This is a genomic window from Planktothrix pseudagardhii (assembly GCF_904830925.1).
Lineage (GTDB): Bacteria > Cyanobacteriota > Cyanobacteriia > Cyanobacteriales > Microcoleaceae > Planktothrix > Planktothrix tepida.
Genome location: NZ_LR882967.1, coordinates 3463204 through 3480954 on the forward strand (window position 1 = coordinate 3463204; position 17751 = coordinate 3480954).

The following is a 17751-nucleotide window of genomic DNA, read 5'->3' on the forward strand; positions in this document are numbered from 1 at the left end:
TCATGGTTAGCCATATTGTCGTAACAGAAGGATTAGTTTATCGGGAAGATTTCGCCCAATACTACTTTTTATCCAATTATTTTGAAGCAGTTTTACAACAAGTTTTAAAGCAGGTTTCTGTTGAGGAAAAAGTCTTTATTTCTCCGGGTAATTCCTTTGATTGTCCTGAATCAGAAGAACAGTGTGCTGCAAAATATCTTTTACATTATCGTCCTGAACTCCAAGTTATTGTTCCTGAGAATGTTAAAGATCGTCCCTATTTGGATACTTTTGATAATGCTAGATTATTAAGAAAATGGTTAGAACAGCAAGAAAAATGGCCATTAGATGATGTTATTTTATATTGTAATAAACCCCATGCTTTACGAAGTCAGTTAATGTTTAAACTCTGTGGCTATAACGTCCAAGAAGTTATTACTTCTTATCCTGAACTCGCCTATCGAAGAATGCCATTTCGTCTTTTATTTTATCATTATTTGCCCGCTAATTTAGTTTACGAGTGGGGGGCTTTAGTGTATGATTTAATTAGATTTTATGTATGGAAGGTTTCTTCTAAATTGTCAACCTAAAAAAATAAACTTAGTATCGACTTACTATTTTAATCAAGTTCCTAGAGTTTAACCTTTACGAATGGGTAACTTTCGTTTATGATACGAAAAAACAAATGGTGTTGAGGACAAACAGAACTTTATGAAGCACTTAATTACGGGGGGATCAGGGTTTTTAGGAAATTTAATTGCGCGTCGATTATATGAACGGGGAGAAGACGTTAAAATTTTAGATATTTGGGAAGATCCGACCCGTCCCCCAGAAATTGAATTTATTAACTGTGATATTTGCGATCGCACTGGGGTTGCAAAAGCGATGGAAGGAATTGATATTGTTCATCATAATGTGGCTTTAGTTCCCTTAACAAAATCCGGTAATAAATTCTGGGAGGTCAACGTTGAAGGAAGCAAAATCGCCGCCGAAGAAGCCGTAAAAGCCGGAGTCAAAAGTTTTATTCACATGAGTTCTAGTGCTTTATTTGGAGAGGCTGAATGTCCGATTACCAACGATACCCCGACAAAAGCTGTTGAGATTTATGGACGGGCAAAATTAGCTGGAGAATTAGCGGTTAGAGAGATTTGTGATCAAGGTGGTTTACCCTTAATTGTGATTCGTCCCCGAACTATTTTAGGCGAAGGAAGATTAGGGATTTTTCAGATATTATTTGAATGGATTCAAGAAGGAAAGAATGTTTATGTGATTGGAAGTGGTAACGTTAAATTTCAGTTTGTTCATGCTCATGATTTGATGGATGCCTATCTTCTTGCTCTTGATTTAGGTCAACCCGGAATCTATAATGTCGGAACCGATCGTTTTGGCACGTTACGAGAAGGATTAGAACATTTAATTGAATATGCAGGAACAAAATCTCAAGTTAAAAGTTTACCCACTGGACTAACAATTGGAACTTTACAACTATTAGACTGGATGGGGTTAAGTCCTCTCGCCCCTTGGCATTATTTAACCTATCACAAAGAATTTTATTTTGATGTTGATCCTCTGCTAAAACTCGGCTGGAAACCCAAATATTCTAATGATGAAATGTTCCGAGAAAGTTATGATTGGTTCCAAAAGAACTATAATCAACTGCAAGCGGAAAAAGCAGGTTCAGCCCATCGTCGCCCCGTCAAAGAAAAATTACTTTGGGTGTTAAAACAACTCTCCTAAACTAATTTTTAACAATGATTAACTTAGCTATTTGAATAACAAATCGTGAACAATATTAACTCAGCTAATTGGATTTCATGGAGTTTAGTTTTAATTGCGGCTATGAACACGGGAATTGGCAATTTATTACTAAAAAAATCCCGACTAGAAGCCCCCGATCCAAGTTTACTGACTCTATTATTATCTCCTTGGTTTATTGCAGCAATCCTCGTCTATGGAATTAACTTAATTGTCTTTGCTAAAGCCTTAGATCGCTTACCCGTTTCCATTGCTTATCCTGTCTTTGCTGCTATTGGTTTTAGCTTAGTTGCATTCATGGGAAGTTTATTTTTAGGAGAACGGTTTGGAATCAATCAAATGATAGGATTAAGCTTGATTGTGGCTGGAATTGTTATTATGTCTCGTTGAAATAAAAAACCATTAAAGTAAGCTGTGAGGAGTTAAAGGATTCATGAAACCAGCAAATCAAGATTATTATTCAGGTGATTCTACTTCTGTATTAGAGACAATTTCTGATACCACTGATCCTTTATTTGTATCGACTCAATCTAAAACCCTTCCCCCCCTAATCAAACTTCTTCGTCCCCACCAATGGACAAAAAATTTATTCTGTTTAGCCGGACTTTTGTTTGGTGGTAGACTATTACAACCCCAGAGCATTTTGCTATCAGGATTAACGGTAATTTTCTTCTCAGCAATGGCATCAGCCATTTATATTTTTAATGATATTCAAGATCGAGAACGCGATCGCCTGCATCCGAAAAAAAAGTATCGTCCCCTTGCGAGTGGTCAAGTTTCAGTTAAACTGGGGTTAGCGATCGCATTTTGTTTAGCAACGCTTTCGTTTTTAGGTGCTTATTCGTTAGGAATTCCCACATTAATTTGTGTTTTACTTTACGCCATTAATAATATTGCTTATTCTCTCAGACTTAAAAATATAGCTTTATTTGATGTGAATTGCATTGCCTTTGGGTTTGTGTTAAGGCTATTAGCAGGAATCTATGCGTTAGGAGATATGCCAACGGCTTGGATTGTTTTATGTACCTTTTTTCTAACTCTATTTTTAGGGTTTTCTAAGCGACGTTCTGAACTTTTATCTCTCTTGCATTTTCAAAACCATCAAGACAGTTTAGAGTCTGAAAATATACCTCCAGAACATGAAAAATCAGCACCGTTAGAACGCTCTTATTTGCACTTATTTTATCAACGAGGAAGAAAAAACCAACAACGTCCAGTTCTCTCTCAATACACCTTACCTTATTTAGATTCTCTTCTCAATAGCACAGCAACAATGACCATTATGTGTTATGCTTTATTTACAATAACATCGGGTAAAAATCCTTCTTTAGTCATTACCGTCCCGATTGTTTATTATGCCGTAATGCACTATAAATGGTTAGTTACAGTTTTAGCTGAAGGAGAAGAACCCAGCCGCATTTTAATTCAAGATACTACGATTAAATTAAGTTTAGGGGCTTGGCTGATTAGTTATTTAGCAATCTTGTATTTTAATATTCATTTATTTCATTAAAATATAGAACTGATAACTGATAACTGGTACAGACGTGCCATGGCACGTCTCTACTGATAACTGACTTACCGTAGACGTTTTTCTTCTTCTCTGCGTCTGCGATCGCGCCATTCTGCGAGAGTTAAATAAATTACACCCCCCGTAAAAATAATCAGCAGAGAGAAAGCAACCAATACCAAAATATCAACAATTGTCAACTGTTGTAAAACTTCCATAGGTCAATTCAAAAAGCAGTTTTTATCCATTTTAATTGAAAAGGTAGGAGAGATGACATCAATTCATTGATCATCACCCCTTCTACAACCGAGAAACCGAGTTTGTACTGTTTAAACCGCAGGTAACTCATCTAAAATAGTAAACCGAACATGATTAATTGCTAAAGTACCCACAGAGACTTTTTCTCGGTCAACATCAACCCCTTGATTGGTTAATCGTTGAAAGCGGATTCCTTTGCCAATTTCAATATGATACCAAGCTAAACCCATAAAAAACCGCAACGGATAGGGCCCCCCTTCTTGAATATCATCCGGGTTAGATTCCATGGGAACCCAACCGAAACCCGGAATATAAAATTCCAACCAAACATGATTATATTCAGGTTCTAAAGAAACCCCTCGACGGTCAGCAAACTGCGGACATTTATACCGTCCAATGGTGCGGCAAGCAATGCCATTTAATCGGGCTAAAGCTAATAAAACTCCTACATATTCCCCACAGGAACCAATCCCTCGCTTCAAAACCACATCAGGATTTTCAATCTTAGAAGTCAGACTATAGGATAACTGATCATAAACATAATTGCGAATACTTAAAAGTTGCCGTAAAAAATTAGTTTCATTGCGAATCGCAGCTTGGGCGGCTTCTTGAACAATAGCCGTATTCATGGCTAAATGATCATCATCAACTAAATATTTTTGGGGAAAATCCGGTGACAAACGAGGAATATTTTCCACCTGACGAGGATTAATTTGATATTTAATACTTCTAACTTCTAACAACGCTTTCCAACCAAAAATTAAACGTTCTGTTGAAGTTAACGGATTAAATCTGAAAACCGCGACTTTTTCCCCCTCTTCAATTTCTTCCCTAAAGGGAATCCCAATATAAGACACTTCCACAACTTTTTGCCGTTTCGTATTAGACGGTAAAGCAATTCGCCATTCTAAATCTTCAATGTAAACGGCATCTAACGGTTCTAACTCTTCTACATAAGACATTTCGATCAAATAGCCATTAGATGTAGCATAATGCTCGGATTCGTTATAATGAAAATAGAGAGGATGGATAAACGTGCGATCGCGTTTTGCTAATTGAAATTGTTCATAGGAACTGGGATTATCTCGAATATAAAGCTCATCCCCAGCATAGGCAACATAAAGAACTTCCTCACCCGTTTCAGGATCAGTATAAAAGGTTAATCCCGTGGGAGATTCAAACGGTGTTAACACACTAAATCGCGTTTCTCCCGTTCCCCGTTCTAAACAATATACCGTTTGTTCTTCTCGATCACAAACCCATAATTCCTCATTTTTAATCGTGAGATTTTCTACTCCAATTCCTGGGGAATGGAAGCGCGTAATTTCCTGTCGGGTATTGCGACTATAAACTAAGATAGAAGCCAGTCGATCACAAGCTAAATAAAGGGTAGATTCCCAAACCGCAATTCCGGTGACAGCATAAGGTAATTCCAGAAACAATAGAGGCTCAAGATTAACAATAGAATTCCCTGCAATCACTTGGGGACAATAATAAACTTCTCGACCGCGAGTAAACCAAAGGGTATTTTCCCAGACCGCTAACCCTGTAACATCTCTAAATGCTAACGTTAAATCAGGATTAACCACCGTTGCATTATCGGTTTTGGGGTCAATTTTAAGTAAAAATCCGCGTAAGGTATCAACGGCAAATAAGGAATTTCCTACCCCAATTAACCCATATAAAGCAGAAACCCCCATCGGTCGAATTGTCCGGGGTTTAAAACCCGTATTTTGCCCCAAAGTTGGTGAGTTAAGATTCATAGAAATTGTCATGGTGATAAAATAACGATCTTTAGTGCGTGTATGAGGTCAAACTTCAGATTAACCATCGGAAACAAAACCAACCGTTTCCTCAAATCCGATTTCGCCTCAAACATTTAAGATTAAGCACAGATTTTGACAACTTTCGCAGGAACATTGGATACAATAGTTCTGTCAAGAAATGCTACTCTGCTAATCGGTGAGCTTCATTGATTATGGCTAGGCCAATGTTTTTCCTCCACCGTGCAACACTTGGACTAACGTTACTGTTGCAAATCATTTTGGGCAATAGTTTAATTGTACCCATCGCCCATTCAGCATCTTTACCTCCTCTTGGGGGAGATGAACAGCAGGGAATCACTCCTAGACAGGGGGACAAGGCTCAGAACTCTGAACCCTCCTCGCCCACGGGTCATTCACCCTTTACGAATTGGAATGCCTTTACCCCACCTCAACGGGGTGTACCGGGGCGTCGGGAAGGGGGCGGAACTCGGGGTGGAGATTGTCCCAGTCCAGTGACTGCCTTAATCCCAGAGTCTACAATGGGGCGCACAGCGTCAAAACAACCTGCCTTTTTTCTTTATATTCCAGGGACACTCGATCAAAAGGTAACTGAATTTGAAATTACCGATGAAATCGATAAAACCCTATATAAAACCACCTTTACCCTCAATATTGATCGCCCTGGAATTGTGGGAATTCAATGGTCTCCTAACTCTAAATTTATTACTTTAGAAGACGATAAAAATTATCGCTGGTATCTGACTATTAAATGTGATGTCAGTGATTCTTCAAAAGATATTCTTGTAAGTGGATGGATTAATTCAGCCACTTTAACGAATGAGCAAAAACGTCAATTAGAACAAACTCAAGATCCCTTAGAAAAGCTTAAAATCTATGTTCAACAGGGGCTTTGGTATGAAACAATGGCAACTTTAGCCAGCTTACGATTAGAACAATCCAGAGATGTAGCGATTAAAAATCAATGGAATCAACTCTTACAATCTATTGGTTTTGATCCGGCTTTAAAAGAAACTCAAAATGAAAAAAATAAAGCTCAGACAATTCTTGATGCGCCTATTTTAAAAATTCAAATCAATTAATTCAGTCCCTCTCTAAAAACCGAGTTTTTGACTCTAATTTTAGAGAGAAAAATCAAGATATTTTTTTCAGAAACCCGATTTTTTGGGGGTTGTCTGCATTAATCTCGACCGTATTCAATTCCGCTCCTATTCACTGTTGCCTGTTTTCTAATCTAAACTAAACTTAACCTAGTTAGCCACCAACCCCATCGTTCACCAAAAGTAGGCATTTTATGGGTAGGAGTGAAAATCTGATTCATTTTCGTCAGTGTGGAGTGATTTTAACCAGTACCCTATTGCTGGTTTTATCCCTATTTTCTCGTCAAGGTCTTTCTCAAACTCGTTCCTTTGCTGCGACTGGGGAGTTGTGCGATCGCCAAAATTGTCCGACTTTGGCCCAAGGCGGATCAATTAATATTCCGCCCCAAGTTCCCCAACCCGATCCCAACAAAGATCGATTTTTACCACGACCTCCTATTCCGCCTAAACCGGAACCCCCCAATAACCCAGAGTTACAACCCACTCCCACTCCTAGCCCAACGCCGAACCCACCCACAGATGAAACCCCCATTCCCGTTCAAAAAATTAACGTTACAGGTAGCACAATTCTCACTTCAGAGGAACTTCAAACCTTAGTTACCCCCCTAGAAAATCGTTCTGTGACTCTGACGGAACTACGGGAACTCGCCGATAAAATTACAGCGATTTATTTAGAACGAGGTTACATTACCTCTAGGGCAATTGTTCCTGAACAAACGATTAACAATGGCATTGTCGAGATTCAGGTCATTGAAGGAACTTTAGAAAATATTGAAGTTGAAGGAATCAAACGCCTCCATCCGTCCTATATCACCAGTCGCATTCGTTTAGGCGCGGAAAAACCCCTGAGTACGGCCTCCTTAGAAGATCAATTGCGACTGTTACGCATTAATCCCTTATTTGAAAGTGTAGAAGCTAGTTTAAGGGCGGGAACCCAAGAAGGCCAAAGTATTCTGATTGTTCGAGTGGTAGAAGCACCGCCTTTCGGGGTGAGTCTCAATATTGATAACTATTCCCCCCCAAGCATCGGTTCTGAACGCATGGGAATTAGTGTGCGTCATCTTAACCTAACAGGTCGGGGAGACTTTCTGGGACTATCCTACAATACGACTCGTTTAATTGCGGATGGTGAATCGGATATTATCGACGCCTTGTATAGCATTCCCATCAACCCCATGAACGGAACTATACAATTGCGAGTCCAACCTTACCAAAACCGCATTATTCAAGATCCCTTTGATGCGTTGAATATTGAAGGAAAATCTCAACGCTATGAAATCAGTTATCGTCAGCCAATTATCCGTAACCCCATCGCTGAATTAGCTTTATCTTTTGGCTTTGCGTATCAAGATAGTCAAACCCTTTTAGATAATAACGGAGAACCTTTTGCATCCGGGCCAGATAGTAATGGGTATACGCGCACCAGTGTTTTGAAGTTTGGACAAGATTATGTGATTCGAGATACGGAAGGGGCTTGGGCTTTGCGATCGCAATTTAACCTGGGTTTAGATATTCTCGGCACTACGGATGTCGGCACACCCAATGCTTCCTTTTTGAGTTGGTTAGGTCAAGTCCAACGGGTACAACGACTAGGGGAAGATAATTTATTAATTGCTCAAGGCGATATTCAACTATCGGCTGATCCGTTATTTCCTTCCCAGCAATTTGTGATTGGAGGAGCTTTATCTTTAAGAGGATATCGTCAAAACGTCCGGGCTGGAGATAATGGCTTTCGGATTTCCCTCGAAGATCGAATTACCCTAGATCGAAATCAAGACTCTGAACCTGTATTTCAACTAGCGCCCTTTATTGATTTTGGTGGGGTTTGGAACAATGACAGAAATCCCAACCGGATTATTGGTAAAACCTTTTTAGCAGGTGCAGGATTAGGCGTAATTTGGCAACCAGTTTCCGGGTTAAATCTCCGCCTTGATTATGGTCTTCCCCTCATTGGTATCGATGATCGAGGCAATAATATTCAAGATGATGGAATTTATTTTGGTGTTACTTATACCCCTTAATCCCAGTAGGGGAGGGGTTTTCCCGCCCTAACTTAGTTATCAGATGATTAAGCTACTTTCTAAATTGATTAAATTCTGTTTCAGTAATTCCCATTTGCTTCAAAATTTGGGACAACAGCCAACCACCTATTTCAGCATTCCCATGAATCGGGATTGTTGTTGCTCGTCCATCTGGATGTTGCCAACGAGCATGACTTCCTTTCTGTCTAACTTTTTCAAACCCTAATATTCGGGCAACTTTTTCTAACTCTTTAACTTTAGCTGGCATTAGCAACCACCAACTCAACATCTTCCGGTAATGTCTCTCCTTTGTCTTGATATTCTTCCTGAATCATTTCAAAAACATAAACTAATTCAGATAAAGCTTCTTGTGAGCTTTTTCCCCAAGCATGACAACCCAAAATTGCTGGAACATAAGCAACAAACGTTCCGTTATCATCAGGACGGGTAACAATCGTATAGTCTTGTAAAATCTTCATGGCTATCAGCATTATCAGTCTTGATTTTAATTTTAACTGATTGGCGATCGCTCATCTCGTGGAACAGGCATCTTGCCTGTTTTCCTGAAACTTTTGACTTTTGAAGACTTTTGACGGGCGGGACGCCCGTTCCACTTTTCACTTTTCACTTTTGACTATGATTGAGAGAATTTTGCAAAAATTAATATTTAACTCGGTTGGTTTTGATCCTAAGATTTTTAAGGGTTTTTCCTGAAAATAATCCGTACAATTGCTTAGTGTTTTTTTGAAAAAACTCCTCAATTACACCCGAAAGATTTAATATTCATCAAAATTTTACCCAGGGAAACCCTTGGTCAAGACTCCTAACTCTCTTTGATCTGGGGTGATCAGTGGGGGTAACTTTTTTACCGTTGCAGACACTTCTATTTTATTTTTTTGCTTATTGTAACCATTTTTATAAAAATTGTTATATAAAATAATAATTTTTTTTAAAAGAAAGCTTGAAGCTGATTCTGGGTTGATTAAATTAAAATAAATCTTTAATAAACTAGAAAGCTTGAGTTTATAGCCCTATCCATTAAACTTGCCCCTTTATTTTCTGGGGTAGTTATGCCAATAATGGCTGTATCGAACCAGAAAACCCACTGCTCCAGCAGTCAACCGTCAACAGTTTTTAATAAAAACCGATTAAGGAGAAGCCAGCGTGAAATTAGCAGTCTACGGTAAAGGCGGAATTGGTAAATCAACCACAAGCTGTAATATCTCAGCCGCTTTAGCCAAACGAGGTAAAAAAGTCCTGCAAATTGGCTGCGATCCCAAACACGACAGCACCTTTACCCTCACAGGATTTTTAATCCCCACGATTATTGATACCTTGCAAGAAAAAGACTTTCATTACGAAGATATTTGGCCAGAAGACGTGATTTATAAAGGCTATGGGGGTGTCGATTGCGTAGAAGCGGGTGGCCCTCCAGCAGGCGCAGGATGTGGCGGTTACGTTGTGGGAGAAACCGTCAAACTCCTCAAAGAACTCAACGCCTTTGACGAATACGATGTGATTCTGTTTGACGTTTTAGGGGACGTGGTTTGTGGTGGGTTTGCTGCCCCCCTCAACTATGCCGACTATTGCGTCATTGTCACCGATAATGGCTTTGATGCCCTATTTGCGGCCAACCGCATCGCCGCCTCAGTCCGCGAAAAATCCCGGACTCACCCTTTACGATTAGCAGGATTAATCGGAAATCGCACCTCTAAACGGGATCTGATTGAAAAATATATTGAATCTGTTCCCATGCCTGTTTTAGAGGTATTACCCTTAATCGAGGACATTCGGGTGTCCCGCGTTAAAGGAAAAACCTTGTTTGAGATGGCCGAAAGTGATCCATCCCTCAACTACGTTTGTGATTATTATCTGAATATTGCCGATCAACTGCTGTCACAACCCGAAGGAGTAGTTCCTCAAGACGCGCCAGATCGGGATTTATTCACCTTGTTATCAGATTTTTATCTAAATCCGACTCAACCCCTTGTTCAAAGTCAGGAAGATGAGCTAGACCTGATGATGGTTTAATATGTCTAGCTATCTCAGGATGAGGATATAGAGGTTATGGCTTTCTTCAAAGACTTTACCACCGCGCTTAAAGATAAGTGGTTGCAATATTACCAAGCCAATCGAGAGTGGCTGGTACTGCAAATGGATTTGAATTCAATACCGACCCCCGATGGGGGTCGAAGACCCGCCTCCTCCCTCATTTTGGGAACGATCAACGCGCTTGACCCAGAGGCAGCCCAACTCATGTTGCCCTTTTCTAAACTCAATCCAGATCCTGAAAAACTGATTGATGTTTTAGGGCTGAATTTTGATCCCGATATAGCGTTGGGCATTAGGCCTACCCCAGGAGAATCTCCAACGGTAGTTGTTCCAACGCCAACTCCGGTTCCTCCGGCCCCTCCAGAGACACTGAATTTAGAGGAGGAAGTGACTCTGGTAGAACAACCCAATATAGCGGGTGCTGCCGTGGCCGTTGCCAGTGCTGCCGCTGTTGTTGGAGGGGCTGCGGTGATTGCCGATACCCTGGATGACTCCGATGAACTCGAGCTTGATACCGAAGAAGAAATCACCATCGATGAGATGGGCCTGGATGATTCCGGCATGGATGATGATTTCGGAATGGATGATCTGGATGCAGAGGCAATGGAGGACACTGATGTCGATGGGGATCTGGATTTAGATATCGACACAGAGACGGCTAGCGTAGCCGAGGAAGACTTTGATCTAGGGTTGGAGGATGAATCAGAAGCCGTCGGTGCTGATGACCTAGACATGGGCTTAGATTCCGATGAGATGGGTGCTGATGACCTGGACATGGGTTTAGATTCCGATGAGATGGGTGCTGATGACCTAGACATGGGTTTAGATTCCGATGAGATGGGTGCTGATGACCTAGACATGGGCTTAGATTCCGATGAGATGGGTGCTGATGACCTGGACATGGGTTTAGACTCCGATGAGATGGGTGCTGATGACCTAGACATGGGTTTAGACTCCGATGAGATGACATCCGATGATTTCGATTTGAGCTTAGATTCGCAAACGGAATCGGCTGAATTAGACATTGATACCGAATCTGATGTCTGGGACGACAACGTTAATACGGAACTGGGTGAAGACACGGAGACAAGCGATGATATCGATTTTGGTTTGGAATCCTCCGATGATCTGGGTTCAGATGGGATGGACGATCTAAGCTTAGAGTCGGAAGTTTTGGCGGCAGATGACTTGGATGGAGAAATCAGCCTAGAAGCTGACGACCTTGGTTCTGATGATTTAGGAGGGTTGGAATTAGGAGATACAGATTCAAGTCTGGATGATGATCTGGGTGATTTAGGATTGGGGGAAGATAACTCTTCCGATGGCCTGGATCTCGATACCGGAGATAATTTAGACGATTTAGGATTAGGGGATGATGATTTTTCATCCGATGATTTAGGGGATTTTAATCTCGACGATATGGGTGATTTAACAACTGGAGATATGGACGATATTGATATCGACGGATTAACCGGTTCTTCAGATGATGACGAAATTTCCCTGTCAGATTTTAAATAATTTCCTGGTTTAGTTTCCCTAATTCTTAATCGAGGTTGGACTTTGAATCCGCAGGATTTTAAGTCATGGATACTCTTGTCTAATTTTGATTAACTAACATTCGATTAAGAGGAAAAAATTATGACCGTTGCTCAACCACAACCGGAAGGGTTAACCTTTGAGTGTGAAACTGGAAATTATCACACCTTTTGTCCGATTAGTTGTGTCGCTTGGTTATACCAAAAAATTGAAGATAGTTTCTTTTTGGTAATTGGCACAAAAACCTGTGGCTATTTCCTGCAAAATGCAATGGGGGTGATGATTTTTGCTGAACCCCGTTATGCCATGGCAGAATTAGAAGAAGGGGATATTTCCGCTAAACTCAATGATTATGATGAATTAAAGCGGTTGTGTTTACAAATTAAACGCGATCGCAATCCCAGTGTAATTGTTTGGATCGGCACTTGCACCACTGAAATTATTAAAATGGATTTGGAAGGATTAGCGCCGAAATTAGAAGCAGAACTGGGAATTCCGATTGTGGTTGCACGGGCTAATGGCTTAGATTATGCCTTTACTCAAGGGGAAGATACGGTATTAGCCGCAATGGCAGTCCGTTGTCCTGATAAAGCTCCAGTGGCAGAAACAGAAAAACATGAACGGAATGCAATTCAAAAGTTATTGCATTTTGGCAAGAAAAAAGAAGATGTGGTTCAAGAAGAATCGGAATATGCTGACCATCCACCCTTAGTTTTATTTGGGTCTTTACCTGATCCGGTTGTTACCAATTTAACCTTAGAATTGAAGAAACAAGGGATTAAAGTTTCGGGGTGGTTACCTGCCAAACGTTATACTGAATTACCTGTGTTAGAAGAAGGGTATTATGTGGCTGGTGTTAATCCGTTTTTATCTCGGACGGCTACCACTTTAATGCGGCGTCGTAAGTGTAAATTAATTGGTGCACCGTTCCCTATTGGCCCCGATGGAACCCGTGCTTGGATTGAAAAAATTTGTTCTGTTTTTAATATTCAACCCAAGGGTTTAGAGGAACGAGAAGCGCAAATTTGGGCAGGGTTAGAAGATTATATCCAGTTAATTCGGGGTAAATCTGTGTTTTTCATGGGGGATAATTTATTAGAAGTTTCCTTAGCAAGATTTTTAATTCGTTGCGGGATGACTTGCCCAGAAATTGGGATTCCTTACATGGATAAACGTTATCAAGAAGCGGAGTTAAAACTATTAGAAAAAACCTGTCAGGAGATGGGTGTTCCGTTACCGAGAATTGTGGAAAAACCGGATAATTACAATCAAATTCAACGAATTTATGAGTTAAAACCGGATTTAGTCATTACCGGAATGGCTCACGCCAACCCCTTAGAAGCACGGGGTATTAATACGAAATGGTCAGTGGAGTTTACCTTTGCTCAAACTCACGGGTTCACGAACGCACGGGATATTCTGGAGTTAGTCACTCGTCCGTTACGTCGCAATAACAGTCTCAAGGATTTAGGTTGGGATAAGTTAGTTAAGGAAGACGCAAAGGTTTAATCGCTTTAGACAATCGATTAGTATAATGAAGGGGGTGATTGAATGCGATCGCCCTTTTTATGCAGTGGGAGTGAACCAAAATATAATTCCATATAAAAAGTTTAATATCTTTAATAAATTTTACATTAAATATAATGAATTCTAAGAATATTCAATTATTTTCTTTTTTTTCTGGCGCAGGTTTTTTAGATTTAGGGTTTGAACATAGTGGCTTTAATGTTGCTTTTGTTAATGAAATTTACCCGCCATTTTTAGAGGCTTATTGTTACTCTCGACAAATCTTAGGAATTCCTGAACCCGAATATGGATATTTTGAGGATGATATTATTAACTTAACAGAAGGAAATCGAAAAGAGCATTTACAAGTTTTAGTTAAACAAACTCGCCAAACTTCAGATTTAATTGGTTTTATTGCTGGCCCTCCCTGTCCTGATTTTTCTGTAGGGGGGAAAAATCGAGGTAAAAATGGTGATCAAGGAAAATTGACAGCGTGTTACGTTGAGTTAATTTGTCAGCAGCGACCCGATTTTTTTGTTTTTGAGAATGTTAAGGGGTTATGGTCTACGAAAAAACACCGAATGTTTTATGAAGAAATGAAGCGAAAACTTACGTTCAATAATTATCGTTTGACCGAACGTTTAATTAATGCCATTGAATATGGAGTTCCCCAAGATCGAGATCGACTGATCTTAATTGGTTTTCAAGAATCATTACTCAATAATATAGGTTTTGATAGCTGTTATAGTTCAGTAATTCCTGATGGCTTATTCCCGTGGAAACCACATATTATCTATCCTAGAGATCAGGTTTTCTCTTATTCCTGGCCTAAATTAGATTCATTTGTAGAAAATTCTGTTTTAGATTGTCCTCCGGGTATTCCTGAAGAATTAACGGTTGAATATTGGTTTAGAAAAAATAATGTTGTTTTTCATCCTAACGCAGAACACTATTTTAAACCCAGAGCAGGTTTAGCTAAGTTTAGTATCATTCCTGAAGGAGATGATTGCAAAAAATCCTATAAACGTCTTCATCGATGGCGTTATTCTCCAACCGCTTGTTATGGTAATAATGAAGTTCATCTCCATCCCTATAAAATTCGCCGTATTTCAGCAGCAGAAGCACTGGCAATACAATCTTTACCTAAAGAATTTGTATTACCTTCTAAAATGAGTCTCAGTAGTATGTTTAAAACGATTGGTAATGGTGTTCCTTATTTAGCAGCTAGAGGTATCGCTGAAACGATTTTAGATTTTCTAAGCCAAAAATATTTAACCTATAAAGTTCCTAAGCTGTTGTGTATTTAAACTGTGATTATAGCATTACCTTTGTTTTTAAGTTTACGTCCCCATTTAATAGATAACTGTCCTTCATTTAAAAGCTGATGTAATAAACACTCTAGCTCATCAACTGATTTAAAGAGTCGATGAGCTATATATTCTTTAGCTGAATGCCAGACTAATTCAATTAAATTATAATCTGGACTATATGCTGGAAGAAATTCTAAATAGACATTCGGCATTTCTGCTTTAATTTTTTCTAGGTACTCTTCTTTTTTGTGAAAACTTGCATTGTCAAGAATAATCAGGATCTTAGCTCCTTTTTCTACAAATTCTTCTGCTTGATTTCCCGCTAATACCCATTCATAAATTAGCTCTTGATAAAAACTTTTTAACACTTGATAAAAATTATCTGCATTTCCTTTATCCAGAAATTCTACAAATCTTTTTTTATCCGAGTACCTCAATCCTCCCATCACATTAACTCTTCCTTTCCTCCTGTCTCCTCTAATCTGTTTCCTCTTCCCTTTTTTACACCAATTCTTTCTTTTTATCACTCTTAAATTAAATCCACTTTCATCCCAAAACCATACCTGTAATTGTTCTGGACTTTCTTTTGCTATTTTCAAATATTCTTCTATTTTATCTTTAAATAATTTTCTTTTTTCTGGATCTCTTTTCTCTTCTAAGCTATACTTTGCCCACAAATAAACATACTTTTTTTCCTTTAATATCTTTCTCACTTGTGAACTACTTAATTTGATTCCTGTGATTTGTTCTAAATAAGTTGCCAATCTTTCTCCTGTCCATCTCCCAAATTCATATCCTAATTCTTCCGGTTCTTTTTCTACTGTTTCTAATAATATCTCTATATATTTGTCTGTGGCTTTTCTATAATTTCCTTTCATTCTTTCATCTTTTAGGCTTTCTAATTTGTCAGGGTCTCCATGTACACACCAATAACATACTTTGTTTAATGAGCAGCCCAAAAACTTGGCAATTTCACTTTGCTTTTTACCATCATTTAGCAATAATAAAATCAAGATTCTTTCTCGGATTTGTCCATTTTCTTCCTCTTTCAATCTTTTCTGTAGTTTCTCTACTTGCTTTTCATTTAAATGATTTTTAGCAGGCATCTTTTGATTGATTTTTCTAAACTTGGTTTTTCATTATACCCTATTTAGATGCTTAACAGCTTATGGTGTAAGCCTTTGTTCTCTTTAAATTCATCTTTATGAAAGAGTGCTAAAAACTTGGATGCTGCTTCTGATGATACAGTTTCCTCAGTTGATACAGTTTCCTGACTCGTTCCCTTTTTTTGTGATTTCGGTTTCTTAACAGTTTTATTAGTTTCCCCAGAACGTGCTAAGCGAAAAGGTACAAAATAGAGTTTATGAGTTGAATAGAAATCTATAGCAATTTCAGCTAAAAAGCTAGTAATTAAGAATTCATTCCATTGACCTCTACAATTATTCAGTGCACCTTGGGTTAGCTCGATTTCAGAACCTTTATAAGCTTCATTATAAGCTGTTTTTACTTCTGCCTCTATCCAAGTGAGAATATCAATAACTGATTCATTTTTATCAATCTTATCTTTAATTTGTGGATATAGTGTTTGGTAAACCTCACTACCTTTAATTGTATATTTCGTATCCTTCTCTGTTTCTTGTTTTAAAAACCAATGTTCCTTACTCATCCGTTTCCTTCTCTTCCTCTATACTATATTTTGCAAACAAATCAGAGATAGAAATCCTCAAAGCTTGTGCTATCTTTTCAATATTTTCTAAAGAGGGGTTTCGCTGACCTCTCTCTATACTCGAAATATAGGTGCGATGAAGTTCTGAGCGTTCTGCTAGATCTTCTTGAGATAGGTCTAACTCTCGGCGACGTCGCCTTATGGCTTTACCAAAGCGATATTTAATATTTTGTTTTGAATTTATATTCACGTGAATATCATCAACTTTTGTAGGCAATAAGTCTACAGGCAATAAGTCTCATTTTGAATACTATAAGTAACAAAATTGTAAATTGATATGATAGAGTTGGGTTGAAGGGAAGAAAGCCTAATAGAATTGGATTTAATAAAGTAAGATGGAAAGAATTCAAGAAGCGATCGAGCTTTGCTTAGAATTTGATAACTAAGATTACTCAACTTTAACTAAAAACTCATATTCAAACCCTTTATAATTAGAATCTAGTTGTAACGTATATTCTCCGGTTAAGGGAAGTTTATTAGAAAACACTTTTGTATCGGGTGTAATACCTAGATTATCTGTTAATAATTCACCATTGGGACTCATTACCATTGGGAATACAGATTTATAATTTTCAATCGTTAAAGTTTGACCTGCGATCGCTGTAATTTTATAACTGTGACTTCCTCCCCCAATAATTTTTCCCTGAACTAAGGCTGCATTCCCACCGGGTAAAAACTCAATATTTTTTTCCACTATCGAACAACTGCTCTCGGTGCGACTTTTTGCAATCCATCCACTCACAGGATTATTAATTTTAAACCATCCGTTTTTTTCTTCAATTACAAAAACAAAGGTATTATTATTCAATTGACCAACAATATTACCCTCTGTTACTTCCGGTGTTGAACGAACGTTCAACGGTGCATCGGGATCTTTGACAACGGCTGTGCTAATTTTGCAACCCTCCACAGGGGGTTTAATAATAGCAATCGGAGGTGTTTCCGATGGTGGTGATGTGTTGGGAACGGATGCAGGAACGGAGGTAATGGGGGGTTCAGAAGGTCGAGGAGGCTCGGTTTGAGGGGTTGGGGACGATTTCGATGAGGGAGACTGAACCGCCATCACAGCAATTGTTACCCCAGCAATCACCCCGATTCCACCTGCTATGATTAATTGGCTAGGTTTAATGGACATATCGGTTAACCTCGTTTGTGGCGAATAGCGATCGCATAACTCTTGAAAAACATCTTTGATAGAATAGCTAAAATTACGG

General features: G+C 38.9%; 18 protein-coding genes. 10 read left to right on the forward strand and 8 right to left on the reverse strand.

The features are described 5' to 3' along the window. Positions 1–2 precede the first annotated feature (2 nt). From NMK36_RS14605 to NMK36_RS14620, 4 genes are all read left to right on the forward strand, one after another. Positions 3–569 (forward strand): ElyC/SanA/YdcF family protein, encoded by a 567-nt coding sequence (locus NMK36_RS14605; protein ID WP_072720724.1) that lies wholly within the window; start codon positions 3–5, stop codon positions 567–569. 121 nt (positions 570–690) lie between these two features. Further along, positions 691–1716 carry an NAD-dependent epimerase/dehydratase family protein gene (locus NMK36_RS14610; RefSeq protein ID WP_072720725.1) on the forward strand — a complete coding sequence of 342 codons (1026 nt, stop codon included), beginning with the start codon at positions 691–693 and terminating at the stop codon, positions 1714–1716. A 45-nt stretch (positions 1717–1761) separates the two neighbouring features. Further along, positions 1762–2124 (forward strand): DMT family transporter, encoded by a 363-nt coding sequence (locus tag NMK36_RS14615; RefSeq protein WP_245824323.1) that lies wholly within the window; start codon positions 1762–1764, stop codon positions 2122–2124. Between the two features lie 43 nt (positions 2125–2167). After that, on the forward strand, positions 2168–3247 hold the full coding sequence (locus NMK36_RS14620; protein WP_083580118.1) for a UbiA prenyltransferase family protein: 1080 nt from the start codon (positions 2168–2170) through the stop codon (positions 3245–3247). Positions 3248–3312: 65 nt separating this feature from the next. Here the strand turns inward: NMK36_RS14620 and NMK36_RS14625 are convergent, their stop codons facing one another. Then, positions 3313–3462 carry a hypothetical protein gene (locus tag NMK36_RS14625; RefSeq protein WP_186440431.1) on the reverse strand — a complete coding sequence of 50 codons (150 nt, stop codon included), beginning with the start codon at positions 3460–3462 and terminating at the stop codon, positions 3313–3315. Between the two features lie 111 nt (positions 3463–3573). Then, complete coding sequence (locus NMK36_RS14630) at positions 3574–5265, reverse strand: transglutaminase-like domain-containing protein (RefSeq protein ID WP_072720726.1); 1692 nt, start codon at positions 5263–5265, stop codon at positions 3574–3576. Positions 5266–5480: 215 nt separating this feature from the next. Here NMK36_RS14630 and NMK36_RS14635 point away from each other — a divergent pair, with 215 nt between their 5' ends. Both NMK36_RS14635 and NMK36_RS14640 read left to right on the forward strand, forming a co-directional pair. Further along, entirely contained in the window at positions 5481–6368 is an 888-nt protein-coding gene (locus tag NMK36_RS14635) for a DUF928 domain-containing protein (protein ID WP_254174042.1), read from the forward strand. A gap of 212 nt (positions 6369–6580) precedes the next feature. Then, positions 6581–8407, forward strand: a complete 1827-nt coding sequence (locus NMK36_RS14640) for a ShlB/FhaC/HecB family hemolysin secretion/activation protein (RefSeq protein WP_254174043.1) — start codon at positions 6581–6583, stop codon at positions 8405–8407. Between the two features lie 52 nt (positions 8408–8459). On the opposite strand, the gene NMK36_RS14645 is transcribed toward NMK36_RS14640, so the two are convergent. Next, positions 8460–8675: a type II toxin-antitoxin system HicA family toxin gene (locus tag NMK36_RS14645; protein ID WP_072720729.1), complete on the reverse strand. Its 216-nt coding sequence runs from the start codon at positions 8673–8675 to the stop codon at positions 8460–8462. Further along, complete coding sequence (locus tag NMK36_RS14650) at positions 8665–8898, reverse strand: type II toxin-antitoxin system HicB family antitoxin (protein WP_245824325.1); 234 nt, start codon at positions 8896–8898, stop codon at positions 8665–8667. The genes NMK36_RS14645 and NMK36_RS14650 overlap by 11 nt, the downstream gene beginning before the upstream one ends. Before the next feature lie 673 nt (positions 8899–9571). Between NMK36_RS14650 and bchL the strand changes: the two genes are divergently transcribed. The 4 genes from bchL to NMK36_RS14670 all read left to right on the forward strand — a co-directional run bounded on the left by bchL (position 9572) and on the right by NMK36_RS14670 (position 14808). Then, positions 9572–10438 (forward strand): ferredoxin:protochlorophyllide reductase (ATP-dependent) iron-sulfur ATP-binding protein, encoded by an 867-nt coding sequence (bchL, locus tag NMK36_RS14655; RefSeq protein WP_072720732.1) that lies wholly within the window; start codon positions 9572–9574, stop codon positions 10436–10438. A gap of 36 nt (positions 10439–10474) precedes the next feature. Beyond that, the gene (locus tag NMK36_RS14660; RefSeq protein ID WP_254174044.1) at positions 10475–11977 is read left to right on the forward strand and encodes a DUF5331 domain-containing protein; all 1503 of its coding nucleotides are present in this window, start codon (positions 10475–10477) and stop codon (positions 11975–11977) included. 120 nt (positions 11978–12097) lie between these two features. After that, the gene (locus NMK36_RS14665; protein ID WP_254174045.1) at positions 12098–13504 is read left to right on the forward strand and encodes a ferredoxin:protochlorophyllide reductase (ATP-dependent) subunit N; all 1407 of its coding nucleotides are present in this window, start codon (positions 12098–12100) and stop codon (positions 13502–13504) included. Between the two features lie 134 nt (positions 13505–13638). Further along, positions 13639–14808 (forward strand): DNA cytosine methyltransferase, encoded by a 1170-nt coding sequence (locus NMK36_RS14670; protein ID WP_254174046.1) that lies wholly within the window; start codon positions 13639–13641, stop codon positions 14806–14808. Here the strand turns inward: NMK36_RS14670 and NMK36_RS14675 are convergent. The 4 genes from NMK36_RS14675 to NMK36_RS14690 all read right to left on the reverse strand — a co-directional run bounded on the left by NMK36_RS14675 (position 14805) and on the right by NMK36_RS14690 (position 17672). Beyond that, a complete protein-coding gene (locus tag NMK36_RS14675; protein ID WP_254172743.1) occupies positions 14805–15917 on the reverse strand; it encodes an IS630 family transposase in 1113 nt (370 codons plus the stop codon). The two genes, NMK36_RS14670 and NMK36_RS14675, sit on opposite strands and share 4 nt — an antisense overlap. Before the next feature lie 44 nt (positions 15918–15961). Then, complete coding sequence (locus tag NMK36_RS14680; protein ID WP_254174047.1) at positions 15962–16477, reverse strand: Cfr10I/Bse634I family restriction endonuclease; 516 nt, start codon at positions 16475–16477, stop codon at positions 15962–15964. After that, the gene (locus NMK36_RS14685) at positions 16470–16769 is read right to left on the reverse strand and encodes a helix-turn-helix domain-containing protein (protein ID WP_367997187.1); all 300 of its coding nucleotides are present in this window, start codon (positions 16767–16769) and stop codon (positions 16470–16472) included. The genes NMK36_RS14680 and NMK36_RS14685 overlap by 8 nt, the downstream gene beginning before the upstream one ends. Positions 16770–16925: 156 nt before the next feature. Continuing rightward, complete coding sequence (locus tag NMK36_RS14690; protein ID WP_254174048.1) at positions 16926–17672, reverse strand: SH3 domain-containing protein; 747 nt, start codon at positions 17670–17672, stop codon at positions 16926–16928. Positions 17673–17751 lie beyond the last annotated feature (79 nt).

Bases quoted from the DNA above. Each gene is read 5' to 3' on its own strand.
- NMK36_RS14635 (WP_254174042.1), top strand. From the start codon at position 5,481: ATGGCTAGGCCAATGTTTTTCCTCCACCGTGCAACACTTGGACTAACG.
- NMK36_RS14680 (WP_254174047.1), bottom strand. From the start codon at position 16,477: ATGAGTAAGGAACATTGGTTTTTAAAACAAGAAACAGAGAAGGATACG.
- NMK36_RS14645 (WP_072720729.1), bottom strand. From the start codon at position 8,675: ATGCCAGCTAAAGTTAAAGAGTTAGAAAAAGTTGCCCGAATATTAGGG.
- NMK36_RS14665 (WP_254174045.1), top strand. From the start codon at position 12,098: ATGACCGTTGCTCAACCACAACCGGAAGGGTTAACCTTTGAGTGTGAA.
- NMK36_RS14630 (WP_072720726.1), bottom strand. From the start codon at position 5,265: ATGAATCTTAACTCACCAACTTTGGGGCAAAATACGGGTTTTAAACCC.
- NMK36_RS14625 (WP_186440431.1), bottom strand. From the start codon at position 3,462: ATGGAAGTTTTACAACAGTTGACAATTGTTGATATTTTGGTATTGGTT.
- NMK36_RS14670 (WP_254174046.1), top strand. From the start codon at position 13,639: ATGAATTCTAAGAATATTCAATTATTTTCTTTTTTTTCTGGCGCAGGT.
- NMK36_RS14690 (WP_254174048.1), bottom strand. From the start codon at position 17,672: ATGTCCATTAAACCTAGCCAATTAATCATAGCAGGTGGAATCGGGGTG.
- NMK36_RS14675 (WP_254172743.1), bottom strand. From the start codon at position 15,917: ATGCCTGCTAAAAATCATTTAAATGAAAAGCAAGTAGAGAAACTACAG.
- NMK36_RS14605 (WP_072720724.1), top strand. From the start codon at position 3: ATGGTTAGCCATATTGTCGTAACAGAAGGATTAGTTTATCGGGAAGAT.
- NMK36_RS14640 (WP_254174043.1), top strand. From the start codon at position 6,581: ATGGGTAGGAGTGAAAATCTGATTCATTTTCGTCAGTGTGGAGTGATT.
- NMK36_RS14650 (WP_245824325.1), bottom strand. From the start codon at position 8,898: ATGCTGATAGCCATGAAGATTTTACAAGACTATACGATTGTTACCCGT.
- NMK36_RS14660 (WP_254174044.1), top strand. From the start codon at position 10,475: ATGGCTTTCTTCAAAGACTTTACCACCGCGCTTAAAGATAAGTGGTTG.
- NMK36_RS14620 (WP_083580118.1), top strand. From the start codon at position 2,168: ATGAAACCAGCAAATCAAGATTATTATTCAGGTGATTCTACTTCTGTA.
- NMK36_RS14610 (WP_072720725.1), top strand. From the start codon at position 691: ATGAAGCACTTAATTACGGGGGGATCAGGGTTTTTAGGAAATTTAATT.